Source organism: Brevundimonas abyssalis TAR-001, assembly GCF_000466985.1.
In the GTDB taxonomy this organism is placed as follows: Bacteria; Pseudomonadota; Alphaproteobacteria; order Caulobacterales; family Caulobacteraceae; genus Brevundimonas; species Brevundimonas abyssalis.
This window is the reverse complement of record NZ_BATC01000027.1, coordinates 20,238-34,446: the sequence shown is the minus strand read 5'-3', so window position 1 is coordinate 34,446 and position 14,209 is coordinate 20,238. Positions and strand designations below refer to the sequence as shown.

Here is a 14,209-nt window from a genome sequence, read left to right as displayed (position 1 = left end):
TGCCCGCCCCGTTCGGCCCCAGAAAACCGCAGATGGACCCCTTGGGAACCTGAAAGCTCAGATCGCGCACGGCCTGAAAGGCGCCGTACCGCTTGCTGACATCCGTAAGTGCGAGCGCCGGACCCATGCCGCCTCCCCTGTTCGCGAACACCATGACTAACCCGCTTCCCCGTCGCCCGCCAACCGTGGCCGTTGACGGGACTTGCGCGGCGGCGGATTGTCGAACGGGGCTTTTAGGGAGACGGATGTGCTGCGACGAATTCTGGGGACGCTGGCGGGGGTCGTGCTGGCCGTCGTCATCACCAGCCTGTGGGAGATGACCGCCCACTATCTGATGCCGCCGCCGCCCACGCGGCTGGACGTGGCGCCCGGCGCGCCGACCCTGGCTGCGGTCATCGTCGGCTATGGCGTCGCCACCTTTCTGGGCGCCCTGACGGCCGCGCGTCTGGCGCGGGTCGACTGGGCGGCGCTGATCGTGGGCGGGCTGATGATGGCGTCCGTGATCGCCCTGGTGGTCCTGATGCCCCACCCGATCTGGTTCACGGCCCTGTCGCTGGCGGTGATGGCGGTCGCGACCTTCGCAGCGCGCCACCTGAGCCTGGGGATGGGCGCTCGCGGAGGTGCTGCGGCGGCCTAGCCCCGCGCGTGGTCGCCCGGGATGCGCACCGCGAACTCGCGGCCCAGATAGTTGGCGGGGTTCAGGCGCGCGCCGCCCCGGCGGATCTCGAAATGCAGGTGAGGTCCGGTGGAGTAGCCGGTGGAGCCCACCTTGCCGACGACCTGGCCCGCCGCCACCTCGGCGCCGGTCTGCACGTCCACGGCGCTCATGTGGGCGTAAAAGCTGCGCAGGCCGTTGGGGTGACGCACCTCCACATAGCGGCCGTAGCCCGCCCGGTCATAGCCCACGGCCGTGACCACGCCCTCGGACGTGGCCAGCACCGGCGTGCCCGTGGGCGCGGCGATGTCGACTCCGGCGTGATGACGCGCGCCGGGCTCGCCCGCCAGACGGCGGTTCCGAAGCGCGAATTAATGGGATGGCTCTTTATCGGCAGGTCGAAGGCGATGATCCGCACGGGCGGGCCCATGTCCTTCACCTCGGCGATGACGGGCGGCGCCATCGGGCGCTCGGCCACGGGCTTCTCAACCTCCACGGCCACGTACATGGCCTGGGGCGCGGCGGCCATGGCCATCACGGCGACGGCCGCCAGACCCAGGGTCTGGCCGGAATGGGTGAGGAAAGACCTCGCAGTCGGCAATAGTCGTCGCAAGCGGCGGCTCCGTCGGCGGCGTGACAAGCTCGTGAAAGCTCGATGGAAAGATCGCCGCGCGGGTCTCCGAGAGACCCGAAACCTCCGATCAGGAGGCCGGCGACCTGATCGAGGGGGCGTTGTGCGGGGCCGATGGGGCCATTTATGGGCGCCGGGTGCGACAGACCGCCGCACTGGCGCAACCTTTTGGCGCCCTCACAGAAAAACGGCGGAGAGCGCGAAGCCCTCCGCCGTCTGTCCTTCAATCCTGCGCGATCAGAACGGCAGGCTGAGAGTAATCGCCCCCACGTGGCTGTCGGCCGCCTCCGCGAACCGGCCGCGATAGCCGATGTCCAGGTTCATCCGCTCGCCCAGGCGCGCGGTGATTCCCAGATTGACCATGGCCTGCTGGGACAGCGGATTGTCGAAGGCCGTGGACAGGGCCTGGGCCGGATTGGCGGCCAGGCCGACCGTCACCGGATCGGCGTCGTCGTTGATCAGATCGCGATAGCCGCCCTCGGCGTAGAATCCGAAGGCCGGGCCGCCCCCTTCCAGCCGCAGGGCCACCTCGGCCGTGACGCCCTCCACCGTGCGGTCGGCGATGTCGTGGCGGGCGGCGGGGCCCTGCTCCACATAGCCGTCCAGATCCGCGCTGACCCAGGCCAGGGCCGCGCGCGGCGACAGGGCGAGGCCGCCCATCTCCATCCAGGTCCCCGCCTGCAGGCGGCGCCGGTGGTCACGGCCCGGGTCTTGCCCGTGTGGACCACAGGGGTCAGGGCGGTCAGGCGGGTGATGTCGTCGAACCGGTCGCTGGAGACGCCGACCACGCCGTTGACGAACACATTGCCCGAGCGCCAGCCCGCCCACAGGTCGCCGCTGACGGTTTCGATGTCCGCCGCCAGGCGGCCGGCGGTCAGGTCGCCCTGGTCGAAGCCCACGCCCAGACCGAAGCGCCAGCTGGACGACGGCGCGGCCTCCAGCTGGAAGCGCGCGCCCCAGGTCTCGGTCTCCGCCGAGGCGACGGCGCCCCGGGCGTCGAATTCGGTCTGGTCATAGACGACCCCGGCGGTGACCCCGCCGGAGCCCTCGACCCAGCCCTCGCGGCCGGACAGGCGGGCCGAGCCGTCCTCCATCGCCCGCTCGCGGTGACGGAAGGCGGTCTCGCCCAGCACCGTGGTCTGGGCCCCCGCGTCGCCGTAGTACATGTAGTCCAGCGCCAGATTGGCCAGGGCGCGGTGCCCCGTCGCCGTCGGGTGGACCCCGTCAAAATAGAAGTAGCTGTCCGGATTGGCGCAGACCGTGAAGGTGGTCTGGTTGAAGCAGGCGTCGGTGGCGTTGGTCACGCCGAACAGGCCCGGATTGGCCGCGAAGAAGGCCGAGGCCGTCTCCAGATCCATCAGGATGATGTTGCTGTTCGCGTTGGCGGCGGCGGCGGTGAACAGCCCCTGCCTCAGGGCCGCGTTGAAGGTCGATGTCGCGCCCCCCGACAGATTCTGGGCCGGGCCGCCCCGGAACTGGGGCGTGGCGGCCAGGCTGGGCAGGTTCGAGACCAGCACCGTCCCCGCGCCCGCGCCGGCGATGGCGTTCACCAGCCCGGTGATCTCGTTTGCCGCGTCGATGGATTCCAGCGTCAGATAGCCGAGCGGATCGGCCATCGGCACCGTGCTGATCATTCCCAGAGCCTGGAAGATGTTGTTGGCGCCGCCCAGCACGCTGACCAGGTCGCCCGAGCCGAACGTCCCGCCGTTGGCCAGATAGGCCTGAAGCTGGACCTGCATGCCCGGCGGGCTCATGGCCGCGTCGGTGCGCGCGCCGCCAAAGGCGTAGTTGACGCTGCCCGCGGTCGTGCCGAAGCCCGTGGCGTCAAAGCCCAGCAGCTCGGTGAAAACGCGTCCGTTCGAGAACCGCCCCTGCCAGTAGAACGCCGCCGGGGGCTGCGTCCCGCCGGTGAAGCCGAACAGGTTGCCGTTGTCGCTCAGGCTGTCGCCGAACACGACCAGACGGTCATAGGACTGGGCTTGCGCCTGCGACGGCGCCAGCATCACGGCGCCCAGAACAGCGGCGAGCGCGGCCGCCGAAACGGTTTGACGAGACATGATCTTCCTCCCTCGACCGTCAGTGTGCGGTCGTTAACGGCAGTGTGCGCCGCTCAGCGGAGGACGCAAGATGCCGCTAGGGAAGCTTCAGTGCAGAATCCGGAACCGCAGGGTGCCGGGAATGGCCTTCAGGTCGGCCAGCAGAGCGCGGTCGTAATCCCGGTCCACGTCGGCGATCACATAGCCGGTGTGCTCGTCAGTCTTCAGGTGCTGGGCCAGGATGTTCAGCCCCGCGTCCGCCAGCACCCGGTTGATGGCCGCCAGCACGCCTGCCTGATTGCGGTGGATGTGCAGCAGCCGGTGCCCGCCCGTGACGTCGGCCAGCTGGACGTTGGGCAGGTTGACGCTGAATGTGGTGTCGCCCCGGTTCAGATAGCCCAGCACCCGCTCGGCGGCGAAGTCGGCGATGGCTTCCTGGGCCTCCTCGGTCGAGCCGCCGATGTGCGGCGTCAGAATGACGTTCTTCAGCCCCATCAGCGGACTATCGAACGGGTCGTCATTGGTGCGCGGCTCCTCGGGGAACACGTCCACCGCCGCCCCGGCCACCCGGCCCGAGCCCAGCGCCTGGGCCAGCGCCCCGATATCCACCACGTGCCCCCGCGACAGGTTCAGCAGCAGGGCGCCCGGCTTCATGCGCGCGAACTGCTGCGGCCCCATCAGATTGGTGTTCGACTGGCGCCCGTCCACATGCAGGCTGACCACGTCCGCCTCGGCCAGCAGGGCGTCCAGCGACCGCAGCCGCCGCGCATTGCCCAGCGCCAGCCGCTCGACCACGTCGTAGAACACCACCCTCATGCCCAGGGCCTCGGCCAGCACCGACAGCTGCGAGCCGATGGCGCCGTAGCCCACGATGCCCAGAGTCTTGCCGCGCAGCTCGCGAGAGCCCGTCGCCGACTTGTTCCACGCGCCCCGGTGCATGGCGGCGGACTTGTCGACCACGTCGCGCATAAGGGTGACCGTAAGCCCGATGGCCAGCTCCACCACCGAGCGGGTGTTTGAATAGGGCGCGTTGAACGCCGCCACGCCCCGGTCGGCCGCCGCCTCCAGATCGATCTGGTTGGTGCCGATGCAGAAGGCCGCCACGGCCATCAGCTTGTCCGCCGCCTCCAGCACCCGCGCCGACACATTGGTCTTGGAGCGCACGCCCAGCACATGCACGCCCCTGATCCGCTCGATCAGGGCGTCCTCGTCCAGCGCCCCCTTGAGGGTCTCGACCGAGTATCCCTCCTCACGCAGCCGCTGCACGGCCAGGGGGTGGATGTTCTCCAGCAGCAGGATCTTCATGCGGCTGCGCGGAAACGACCAGCGCCCGCTCAGGCCCTCGGCGTGCAGCACCTCGTCCAGCGAGCGCGCCTCGGCGTCCGCCGCCGCCACCACCGGCTCGCGCCGCACGACTTCCGTGAAGGCGTAGAACCGGTCCACGACCCCGGCCTGCTTCATCACCGCGTCGTTCCAGCCGTCGCCGATCAGGATCACCGGCCCCGGCAGGTTCAGCGCCTTCAGCGCCTCTGCCTTGCCCCCCTCGCGCGACAGCGGGTTGGCCTCGTCCACGCCGGTGACCCGGCCCTCGTCGTCATAGATCAGGTCGTTGGCCAGCACCCGCTCGGGCGCTACGCCCAGCTCGGCGGCCACCGGGGCGATGACCTCGCGGAACCCGCCCGAGACGATGATGATGCGATCCGCGTTCTCGGCGAAGAAGCGCCCGTTGCGGCGCACCGATGGCGTCAGTTCGCCCAGGATGCGGTCGGCCAGCGCCTCCACATGGGTTCGCGTCAGCTGCAGCAGCTCCAGCCGCCGCTTCAGCGCCTCGCCGAAGTCGATGTCCCCGGCCATGGCCTGGTCGGTCAGCCGCGCCACCCGGGTGCGGATGGCGTCGGCCTCCACGGATTCGCTCAGCACCATGTCGGCCAGCGCATCCAGCGTCTCCACCTTGACCAGGGTGGAGTCGAAATCCAGCACGACGAAAGGGGCGGCTGCGGAAGCGGAAGACGGCGAAGCGTTCATTCCGTTTCTTTAGCCGCCCCTTCGCGGGTGCAGCAATGCACGGACGCCCCTATTTCAGGCGAGTCCGGGGCATTTTTTTCTCTAGCGAGCGCTCAGCGGTCCTGCGCGCGGTGGTGCTCCAGCGCCGCGGCGCCCACGGCGGCCGCGATGGTGGCCAGCGCCAGAAGCGCCCCGCCCTCGCGGGCGTGGTCCTTGGCGAAGCGGCCGGTGCGCACCGCGCCGTCCCGGGCCATGCGCCCGGTCTTGCGGGCCCCGGCCTCGATCTCTTCGGCGGGGAAGGCGTCGGCGGCGCGATCGAACCAGCGTCGGGCGTCCTTGGCGGCGCGTCCGCTCCAGTCCTCGGCGTCGTCGCGCACCCGGTCGGTCCAGCGGCCCAGGCGATCGCCCATGCTGGGCTGGCGGCGCCAGTTGCGCGGATCGACCCGCGCGCGCAGGCGCTCATAGCGGGTCGGGCCGCTGCGCTGGGTCAGAAGCACGGCCGCGACGCCGGCCAGGGCGATCAGGGCCAGCCCGCCTCCGGTGATGCCGGGGTGCATGCGGGCCTGGGCCAGAAGGCTGGACTGTCGAACCATGGGATAATGAACCTCTTCATAGAGACCGTCCTCCGTCGGGTCATAGAGCCCGTCGTCATAGGTCTGATAATCGGCGCGCCGATCACGCATCATCGAGGGTCCGAAGCGCGCCAGCAGCGGTTCCGCCACACCGGGGAACATCGCATAGAACGCAGCCAGGACCGATGCGCTCCCGCCCACCGTGATTTCCCGCGTCGAATGGGTCGCGCAGTGCAGGATGGCCTCGGCCACCACATGGCCGGCATAGACCGGCTGGGGATTACGCACCGCCTCGCCGGTCAGGTTGCGGGCGTGTCGGGGATAGGGCGTATCCACCGCCGCGGGCTTGACCAGCGACACCTTCACCGGCGCCCCCTCGCGCAGCATCTCGATGCGCAGGGCGTTGGTGAAGCCCTTCACCGCGTGCTTGGACGCCGCATACAGCCCCTGCACCGGGAACGGCGCGTCGGACAGGGTCGAGCCCACATTGATGATCGCGCCGCCGCCGGGCCGGGCCCGCAGATGCTCCACCGCTATGATCGAGCCGTTCACCACGCCCCAGTAGTTGGTGTCGAACAGCCGCTTGTGGTCCTCAAGCGTCGTCTCGCGGATGGGGCCGTAGATGGAGACCCCCGCATTGTTCACCCAGGTGTCGAACCCGCCGAACAGCCGGGTGCAATTCTCGGCCGCCTCGGCCAGGGCGTCATGGTCCGCCACGTCCGCCACCGCATAGGCGCAGCGCCCGCCCTCGGCCTGAATCTCCTCGCACAGGGCCTTCAGATCGGTCTCGCTTCGCGCGATCAGAAACACGCAGGCCCCCGCCTTCGCCGCCCTACGGGCCGTGGCCAGGCCGATGCCGGAGGTGGCGCCGGTGATGACGATGGCCTGCTTCGAAAGGGGCTTCAGCTTGGGTCTGCGGGACATGGATGGCCTTGATGCACGGGTCGAAATCGGAACGGCCCGCCCAACCGGCGGGTTCCGCCCTCTTATCATGAGGACATGAACACACTATCTGACGCCGTCCGTCGACAACCAGAGGATTTGACGCCGTGAGCGCCGCCGCGCCCCTTTCCGCCCATCCAGACGACCTGGCCGCCGCCTTCCAGATCGAGGGCTGGCCCGTGCGCGGCCGTCTGGTCCGAATGGGCCCGGCCGTGGACGCCATCCTGTCGGCCCATGACTATCCCGAGCCGGTGGCCGCCCTGCTGGGCGAAGCCTGCGCCCTGGCCGCCCTGGTGGGCTCCAGCCTGAAATTCCAGGGTCGCCTGATCGTCCAGGCCCAGGGAAACGGCCCCGTCCGCTACGTGGTCGCCGACTACGACACCGCCGGGACCCTGCGCGGCTACTGCCGCTTCGACCCCGACGAGGTGGCAGAGGCGTCGAAGGGCTTCGCCCGGCCCGGCGCCAAGTCCCTGCTGGGCGACGGCGTCTTCATCATGACCCTGGACCAGGGTGAGCACATGGCGCGTCACCAGGGCGTCACCCCCATCGAGGGCGAGACCCTGGCCCTGTGCGCCGAGACCTATTTCGCCCAGTCCGAACAGGTGCCGACCCGCGTCAACCTCGGCGTCGGCCGCGTCATCACCGCGGCCGGCGAAAGCTGGCGCGCGGGCGGGGCCATGATCCAGCTGATCGCCGGCGACGACGCCCGCGGCTCCACCGAAGAGGTGTGGGACCGCACCCGCGCCCTGTTCGCCACCCTGGGCGACGACGAACTGGTCGATCCGACCATCAGCGCCGAGACCCTGCTGTTCCGCCTGTTCCACGAGGACGGCGTGCGGCTGGAAGATCCCCTGCCGCTGGCCGCCGTCTGTCGATGCACCCCCGAGCGCGTCACCGGCATGCTGCGGTCCTTCCCCGAGGACCAGCGCGCCGAAATGGTCGAGGAGGACGGCAAGATCCGCGTCACCTGCGAATATTGCTCGACCACCTACGAGATCGAACCCGAGAGCGTCTGACGATCAGAGAATGAAGCGACTGAGGTCGGCGTTCTTCGCAAGATCGCCGACCTTGTCGCGCACCATCTCGCCGTCGAAGGTCAGGGTCTGGCCCGACAGGTCGGACGCCTTGAAGCTGGTCTCCTCCAGCACCCGTTCGATCACGGTGACCAGACGCCGCGCGCCGATGTTCTCCACCGCGCCGTTGGCGGCCACCGCCGCGTCGGCCATGGCCTCGACGCGTCCTCGGTGAACACCAGGGTCACGTCCTCGGCCGCCAGCAGGGCCTGGTTCTGACGGATCAGATTGGCCTCGGGCTCGGTCAGGATGCGCTTGAAGTCGTCGCGGGTCAGGGCCTTCAGCTCGACCCGGATGGGCAGGCGCCCCTGCAGCTCGGGCAGCAGGTCCGAGGGCTTGGCCACATGGAACGCGCCCGAGGCGATGAACAGCACGTGGTCGGACTTCACCGGCCCGTATTTGGTTGAAACGGTGGTCCCCTCGATCAGGGGCAGCAGGTCGCGCTGGACTCCTTCGCGGCTGACGTCGGCGCCCGAGCGGTCGGACTTCGCCGCCACCTTGTCGATCTCGTCCAGGAAGACGATGCCCTCGTTCTCGGCCAGCATCACCGCCTCGCGGGTCAGGCTGTCCTGATCCAGCAGCTTGTCGCTTTCCTCGGTGATCAGGGGCGCCCAGGCGTCGCGGACCTTCAGCTTGACGGGCTTGGTCTTGCCGCCGCCCATCTTGCCCAGCATTTCGGACAGGTTCAGCACCCCCATGCCCGCCCCGCCGGGCAGATCGATGTTCTGGAACGGCGAGGTGGTGTCCGCCAGCGCCAGCTCGATCTCCTTGTCGTCCATCTCGCCCGCGCGCAGCTTCTTCTTGAAGGCGTCGCGGGTGGCCGGCTGCGAGCCCGGCCCCACCAGGGCGTCGAGGATGCGGTCCTCGGCGGCGGCTTCGGCCTTGGCCTTCACCCCCGCGCGGCGGTCGTCGCGCACCATAACCAGGGCGGCCTCCACCAGATCGCGCATGATCTGGTCCACATCGCGGCCCACATAGCCCACCTCGGTGAATTTGGTGGCTTCCACCTTCAGGAAGGGCGAGCCGGCCAGCCGGGCCAGACGCCGGGCGATCTCGGTCTTGCCCACGCCCGTGGGGCCGATCATCAGGATGTTCTTGGGGGTGATCTCGTCGCGGATGTCCTCGGGCGCGCGCTTGCGGCGCCAGCGGTTGCGCAGGGCCACGGCCACGGCGCGCTTGGCGTCGTGCTGGCCCACGATGAAACGATCGAGTTCGGAAACGATTTCGCGGGGGGAAAGGTCGGTCATGGCCTTCACATAGGCGCTGTGGAAGCGCAACGGGAGGGGTGATGCATCCAACCCGCCGCTGAACGGTTAAGCTGGCTGATAATGAACGCCGCCCATCTGGAGTCCCATGACCAAAACCGCTCGCACCGCCCTCATCGAAATTCGCAATCCGACCCTGAAGGACGTGCCGCGCATCTACGACCTGGTCCAGCGCGTCTACGGCAACAGCGGCTACACCCGCGGCATGCTGCAGGGCCAGGTGGCCGCATTCCCCCAGGGTCAGTTCATCGTCGAATACGAGGGCGACCTGGTGGGCTACGCCGCCGGCTTCCAGATCGACGAGAAGACCGCCATGGGGCCCCACACCTGGGACGAGATCACCGGCGGCGGCTACGCCTCGCGCCATGACCCCAACGGCGAGTGGCTTTACGGCATGGAGGTGTGCGTCGATCCGGACGCGCGGCGCCTGCGCATCGGCCAGCGCCTGTACGACGCCCGGCGGGAGCTGTGCGAGCATCTGGAGCTGAAGGGCATCGTCTTCGGCGGACGCATGCCGGGGCTGGACCGCAGGAAGAAGACCTTCCCCTCGCCCGAGGACTATCTGGATGCGGTCACGGCGCGAAAGGCCAAGGACCCGGTGGTCGCCTTCCACCTGCGGGCCGGCTTCGAGCCCATCGGGGTGCTGAAGGACTATCTGCCCGCCGACCGCCAATCCATGGGCCACGCCACCCACATGATCTGGCGCAATCCCTATTACCCCGAAGAGCGCGGCGCCAAGGGCGCGGTGTTCGCCTCCAAGGAAAACGTGCGCGTGGCCACGGTGCAGTTCCAGGCGCGGCGGGTGACCTCGTTCGAGGACTTCATGCACAACGTCGAATATTTCGTCGACGTGACGGCGGACTACCGATCGGACTTCGTGGTGTTCCCGGAGCTGTTCACCCTCCAGCTGCTGGCGCTGGAGGAGAAGAAGCTGAACCCGGCGGAGTCCATCGAGGCCCTGACCCGCTACACGCCGCGGTTCGTGGAGGAGATGTCCAAGCTGGCCATCAGCTACAACATCAACATCATCGGCGGCTCGCATCCCACCCGCACCGACGACGGCGAGATCCAGAATGTCGCCTACGTCTTCCTGCGCGACGGCTCGGTCCACGCCCAGGAGAAGATTCACCCCACCCCCAACGAGCGGCACTGGTGGAACATCAAGGGCGGCGACATGGTCCACGCCATCCCCACCGACTGCGGCCCGATCGGGGTGCTGATCTGCTATGATTCCGAGTTCCCCGAACTGGCGCGACGGCTGGTGGACGAGGGCGCGCGCCTGCTGTTCGTGCCCTTCTGCACCGACAACCGTCAGGGCTATCTGCGGGTCCGCTACTGCAGCCAGGCCCGGGCCATCGAGAACCAGTGCTACGTCACCCTGTCGGGCAATGTGGGCAATCTGCCCAACGTCGAGAACATGGACATCCAGTACGCCCAGTCCTGCATCCTGACCCCGTGCGACTTCCCCTTCGCCCGCGACGGCATCGCCGCCGAGGCGACCGAGAATGTGGAGACGGTGACCGTGGCCGATCTGGACCTGTCCGACCTCGCTTGGGCCAAGGCCCAGGGCACGGTGCGCAATCTGCGCGACCGCCGCTTCGACCTCTACAAGACCGTGTGGAGCGACAAGGGCTAGGCTGTCATCACGCCGGGAGGATGAACCATGCCGGATCCGTCACCGCGCCTGCTCTCCGGCGGCAATCCGCAGATTCCCAAGGGCTATGGGGACGCCCCGGTCCAGGCCTACATCGCCGCCATGCCGGGCTGGAAAAGCGATGTGGGCCGCCGCCTCGACGCGATCATCACCGGGGCGGTCCCCGATGTTCGCAAGGCCGTGAAGTGGAATTCGCCCCTCTACGGCATGGACGGCGAGACCTGGTTCCTCAGCTTTCATTGCTTCGACCGCTACATAAAGATCGCCTTTCATAGGGGGGCCGACCTCAAGCCTCTGCCCCCCGTGGCGTCGAAGCAGGTGCACATTCGCTACCTGCATGTCCCCGAGGACGGGACTCTTGATGAAGAGCAGTTCGCCGACTGGGTGGCGCAGGCCGCCCGCCTCCCCGGCGAGAAGATGTGAGCTTTACACGGTCGGACCATCGCCTGTTTTCGCCCCCTCCCCTTCAGACCGCCTACAATGGGTGACCATCGGGCCGGAGGGAGGACGATTTCAGACTATTCAGACAATTCAGACCCTGTTTTTTCGCGCTGGAGTCCGAAATCCGACCAGGGTCAGCGCGCTAGTCCACCGCTGTGATTTCAACGTCCTGGCCGGCCACAACCGCGATGTCGCCGACCCGCTTGCCCATCAGGGCCCGGGCCAGCGGCGAGACGTGGGACACCGACCCCTTCGCCGGATCGGCCTCGTCCTCTCCGACGATGCGCCAGGTCTGCACCCGGCCGTCCTCGCGCGCGATGGCCACCGAGCCGCCGAAGCGCACGGCGCCCTCCGGGATCGTCTCCACCAGCTGCGCATTGCCGCGCCGGGCGGACCAGTAGCGCAGGTCGCGGGTGGCCCGCGCCATGGCGGTGCGGTCCGCCTCGATGTCGCCCTTGGCCTGGGCGGCGGCGTAGGCGGCGCGGGCGGCGGCCAGTTCGGCGTCGATCATGGCCAGGCCGTCAGCCGTGACCAGATTGGCGTGGGGAGAAACGGGGCGGTCGGGAAGATCGGCGGCCGTGGCCTCCAGATCCTCCTCGCGGGTGAAGGCGACGCTCATGGCCGCGCTCGGTGGCGGTGCTTCAATGTCATGTCAGGGAAAGGATCAGCCTTCGGACAGGTTCCACCGTCAGCTGCGCCACTCCTGGATGATCTCGTCCGAGCCGATGGGGGCGAAGGCCACATAGTCGCGGCGGATGCGGACCACGCACAGGGGCCTCTGGTCCGGTCCCGCGCTCTGGCACCGTACAGGCCGCCCGTCGGCGAAGGCGCCCAGACGCCCCTCGACGATCAGGTGGAAGCCCGTGGGCCGCTCCAGGGTCTCGCCCTCGGCGGCGCGGACGGCGGCCTGCCAGGGCCGGCCGCCCCGCTGGTCCACCCGCGAACTGTCGGCTTCGAAGAAGGCCGCCAGGCCCACGGTCTGGGGCGAGGCGGCGGGGGCGCCGCCCAGCGGATCGACCCGGATCGGCGGACAGGTGTCCCCGGCCATCCACGGGCGCGGAATCCAGAAGCCCTCGACCGCGTCATAGGGGCCCCCGCCCAGCTGGGCCACGAACCCGGTCTCGGTCCAGTTCTCGGGCCGGGCCGACAGGCGGATGGTCGCGCCTTCGTCGGCGTACTCCCACCAGGCCCAGGCGTCTGAGCCCGCCTGACGCGGCCCGAAACAGCCGAAGGGAATGCGGATTCGGAAATTGCGCCCGGCCAGTTCGGCCTCGCTCGCCGGCGCCGCCTCGCCCGTCGCATAGGCGGCGGTGGCGCGGTTGACCATGTCCAGCAGCTGGGCCCGCGTCAGGGCCGGCGGCGGCAGGGGGATGGTCGGGGTCTGGACCGGCTCGACCGTCTCCGGCTCGGGCGTCGGCTCCGGGGTGTCCGGCGTCGGGTCGCCACGCAGCAGCATGACCCCCGCCGCCCCCAGAATCATCACGAACACAACCGCCGCCAGGATCAGCCGGAGGCGGTTCGAATTGGATGGCGAGCTCGACATGACTGAACCCTAGCACAGACTTGGCGTTGCAACAGTGTGATCACGCAACGGAGTGTTGACGCGGGGCTTCGGGTCTGTGTCCTGATCCCATGACCTTCGATCAACTGCTCGCCTTGGTGATTCTGGCGGCCGTCGTGGCCGCCCTGATCCATGGCAAGGTGCGCGCCGACGTGGTGGCCCTGACCGGCGCCGCGGCGCTGCTGGCCACCGGCGTGATCCGCCCGGTGGAGGTGCAGGGCGCCTTCGCCAGCCCGGCGATCATCACCCTGGCCTCACTGTTCGTCATCGCCTACGCCATCGAGCTGTCGGGTCTTCTGGACTGGGTCATCCAGCGCGGTGTCATCCTGTGCCGCCGAATTGGCGCCCTGGGCCTGTGGCTGGCCATGGGCCTGTGCGGCGCGGGCTCGGCCTTCCTGAACAACACCCCCATCGTGGTGCTGGCCGCACCGGTGGTGCGCGACATGGCCCAGTCGCTGGGGCATTCACCCAAGCGCTATCTGATCCCCCTGTCCTACCTGACCATCATGGGCGGGGCCTGCACCCTGATCGGCACGTCCACCAACCTGTTGGTCAACGACATGGCCAGGAACGCCGGCCAGCCCGGCTTCGGCATCTTCGAGATCACCCCGGTGGCCCTGGTGATCGGCGCCGCCGGGGCGGCCTATCTGTTCCTGCTGGGCGGCCGGACCCTGGCCAAACACGCGGGTGACGAGAGCGACGATGCCGATCAGGATCAGGCGGATTCGGGCGTCGTCTATGTGGGCGACTCCGAGCTGTTCGCCAAGCACAGGCCTCTGGACCTGACCCGCGCCTTGGTCTCGGCGGGGGTGTTCGTGGGCGTGGTGATCGTCGCGGCCATGGGCTGGGCGCCCATCGCCGCCTCGGCCTTCGCCGGCGCCGTTCTGCTGGTCCTGCTGGGCACCATCAACGCCGACGAGGCCTACCGGGGCCTGCGTCCCGAGGTGCTGCTGCTGATCGCGGGCATGGTGGTGGTGGGCCTGTCGTTCGAGGTCACGGGCCTGGCCTCCACCGTCACCGGCGGGCTGATCGGCCTGATCCAGCCGCTGGGGCCATGGGGCGCCCTGTTCCTGCTCTACGGCTTCGTCCTGTTGTGCACCGAGGTGCTGTCCAACGCCGCCGTGGCGGTGCTGCTGACGCCGCTTGCCGTGGCCCTCGCCGACAGCCTGGGAGTGGACGCGCGGCCCTTCATCGTCGCGGTGATGATGGCCGCCAGCGCCGCCTTCGCCACCCCGTTCGGCTACCAGACCAATGTGCTGGTCTTCCAGATCGGCCGCTACAGTTACATGGACTTCGTGCGGGTGGGCCTGCCCATGAACCTGATCACCTGGGTGGTCGGCGGTCTGGTCATCCCGCTGGTCTTCCCCTTCTGATC

11 protein-coding genes and 3 pseudogenes are annotated in these 14,209 nt (G+C 68.9%); 5 read left to right on the top strand and 9 right to left on the bottom strand.

All coding sequences use genetic code 11. The features are described from left to right. Nucleotides 1-127, bottom strand: a pseudogene (locus MBEBAB_RS17565) (ABC transporter ATP-binding protein); the annotation flags it as partial. A 120-nt stretch (nt 128-247) separates the two neighbouring features. Between MBEBAB_RS17565 and MBEBAB_RS08485 the strand changes: the two are divergent. After that, on the top strand, nt 248-637 hold the full coding sequence (locus tag MBEBAB_RS08485) for a hypothetical protein (RefSeq protein ID WP_021697553.1): 390 nt from the start codon (nt 248-250) through the stop codon (nt 635-637). Here the strand turns inward: MBEBAB_RS08485 and MBEBAB_RS17560 are convergent. The 5 genes and pseudogenes from MBEBAB_RS17560 to MBEBAB_RS08465 all read right to left on the bottom strand — a co-directional run bounded on the left by MBEBAB_RS17560 (nt 634) and on the right by MBEBAB_RS08465 (nt 6,822). Continuing rightward, a complete protein-coding gene (locus MBEBAB_RS17560) occupies nt 634-939 on the bottom strand; it encodes a M23 family metallopeptidase (RefSeq protein ID WP_021697552.1) in 306 nt (101 codons plus the stop codon). The two genes, MBEBAB_RS08485 and MBEBAB_RS17560, sit on opposite strands and share 4 nt — an antisense overlap. Before the next feature lie 584 nt (nt 940-1,523). After that, complete coding sequence (locus tag MBEBAB_RS17555) at nt 1,524-1,946, bottom strand: autotransporter domain-containing protein (protein WP_242397129.1); 423 nt, start codon at nt 1,944-1,946, stop codon at nt 1,524-1,526. A 581-nt stretch (nt 1,947-2,527) separates the two neighbouring features. Continuing rightward, nucleotides 2,528-3,289, bottom strand: a pseudogene (locus MBEBAB_RS17550) (SGNH/GDSL hydrolase family protein); the annotation flags it as partial. Between the two features lie 141 nt (nt 3,290-3,430). After that, the gene (gene serA, locus MBEBAB_RS18785) at nt 3,431-5,347 is read right to left on the bottom strand and encodes a phosphoglycerate dehydrogenase (RefSeq protein WP_021697550.1); all 1,917 of its coding nucleotides are present in this window, start codon (nt 5,345-5,347) and stop codon (nt 3,431-3,433) included. Nucleotides 5,348-5,439: 92 nt separating this feature from the next. After that, nucleotides 5,440-6,822 carry an SDR family oxidoreductase gene (locus MBEBAB_RS08465; RefSeq protein ID WP_021697549.1) on the bottom strand — a complete coding sequence of 461 codons (1,383 nt, stop codon included), beginning with the start codon at nt 6,820-6,822 and terminating at the stop codon, nt 5,440-5,442. 125 nt (nt 6,823-6,947) lie between these two features. On the opposite strand from MBEBAB_RS08465, the gene MBEBAB_RS08460 reads away from it, so the two are divergent. Beyond that, complete coding sequence (locus MBEBAB_RS08460) at nt 6,948-7,856, top strand: Hsp33 family molecular chaperone (protein WP_021697548.1); 909 nt, start codon at nt 6,948-6,950, stop codon at nt 7,854-7,856. A gap of 3 nt (nt 7,857-7,859) precedes the next feature. Here the strand turns inward: MBEBAB_RS08460 and hslU are convergent. Further along, nucleotides 7,860-9,160: pseudogene (gene hslU / locus MBEBAB_RS08455) on the bottom strand (ATP-dependent protease ATPase subunit HslU). A 106-nt stretch (nt 9,161-9,266) separates the two neighbouring features. On the opposite strand from hslU, the gene MBEBAB_RS08450 reads away from it, so the two are divergent. Further along, the gene (locus tag MBEBAB_RS08450) at nt 9,267-10,814 is read left to right on the top strand and encodes a bifunctional GNAT family N-acetyltransferase/carbon-nitrogen hydrolase family protein (RefSeq protein ID WP_021697546.1); all 1,548 of its coding nucleotides are present in this window, start codon (nt 9,267-9,269) and stop codon (nt 10,812-10,814) included. 27 nt (nt 10,815-10,841) lie between these two features. Beyond that, a complete protein-coding gene (locus MBEBAB_RS08445) occupies nt 10,842-11,255 on the top strand; it encodes a DUF1801 domain-containing protein (RefSeq protein ID WP_021697545.1) in 414 nt (137 codons plus the stop codon). A 160-nt stretch (nt 11,256-11,415) separates the two neighbouring features. Here MBEBAB_RS08445 and greA read toward each other — a convergent pair whose 3' ends face one another. Continuing rightward, the gene (gene greA / locus MBEBAB_RS08440; RefSeq protein WP_021697544.1) at nt 11,416-11,892 is read right to left on the bottom strand and encodes a transcription elongation factor GreA; all 477 of its coding nucleotides are present in this window, start codon (nt 11,890-11,892) and stop codon (nt 11,416-11,418) included. A 69-nt stretch (nt 11,893-11,961) separates the two neighbouring features. Further along, nucleotides 11,962-12,816 (bottom strand): hypothetical protein, encoded by an 855-nt coding sequence (locus MBEBAB_RS08435; RefSeq protein ID WP_021697543.1) that lies wholly within the window; start codon nt 12,814-12,816, stop codon nt 11,962-11,964. 89 nt (nt 12,817-12,905) lie between these two features. Here MBEBAB_RS08435 and MBEBAB_RS08430 point away from each other — a divergent pair, with 89 nt between their 5' ends. Next, complete coding sequence (locus tag MBEBAB_RS08430; RefSeq protein WP_021697542.1) at nt 12,906-14,207, top strand: SLC13 family permease; 1,302 nt, start codon at nt 12,906-12,908, stop codon at nt 14,205-14,207. Nucleotides 14,208-14,209 lie beyond the last annotated feature (2 nt).

What these genes read in the sequence shown, in the direction of transcription:
- MBEBAB_RS08435 (WP_021697543.1), bottom strand. Translation starts at nt 12,816, where the DNA reads ATGTCGAGCTCGCCATCCAATTCGAACCGCCTCCGGCTGATCCTGGCG.
- MBEBAB_RS08450 (WP_021697546.1), top strand. Translation starts at nt 9,267, where the DNA reads ATGACCAAAACCGCTCGCACCGCCCTCATCGAAATTCGCAATCCGACC.
- greA (WP_021697544.1), bottom strand. Translation starts at nt 11,892, where the DNA reads ATGAGCGTCGCCTTCACCCGCGAGGAGGATCTGGAGGCCACGGCCGCC.
- serA (WP_021697550.1), bottom strand. Translation starts at nt 5,347, where the DNA reads ATGAACGCTTCGCCGTCTTCCGCTTCCGCAGCCGCCCCTTTCGTCGTG.
- MBEBAB_RS08465 (WP_021697549.1), bottom strand. Translation starts at nt 6,822, where the DNA reads ATGTCCCGCAGACCCAAGCTGAAGCCCCTTTCGAAGCAGGCCATCGTC.
- MBEBAB_RS17555 (WP_242397129.1), bottom strand. Translation starts at nt 1,946, where the DNA reads ATGGGCGGCCTCGCCCTGTCGCCGCGCGCGGCCCTGGCCTGGGTCAGC.
- MBEBAB_RS08445 (WP_021697545.1), top strand. Translation starts at nt 10,842, where the DNA reads ATGCCGGATCCGTCACCGCGCCTGCTCTCCGGCGGCAATCCGCAGATT.
- MBEBAB_RS08430 (WP_021697542.1), top strand. Translation starts at nt 12,906, where the DNA reads ATGACCTTCGATCAACTGCTCGCCTTGGTGATTCTGGCGGCCGTCGTG.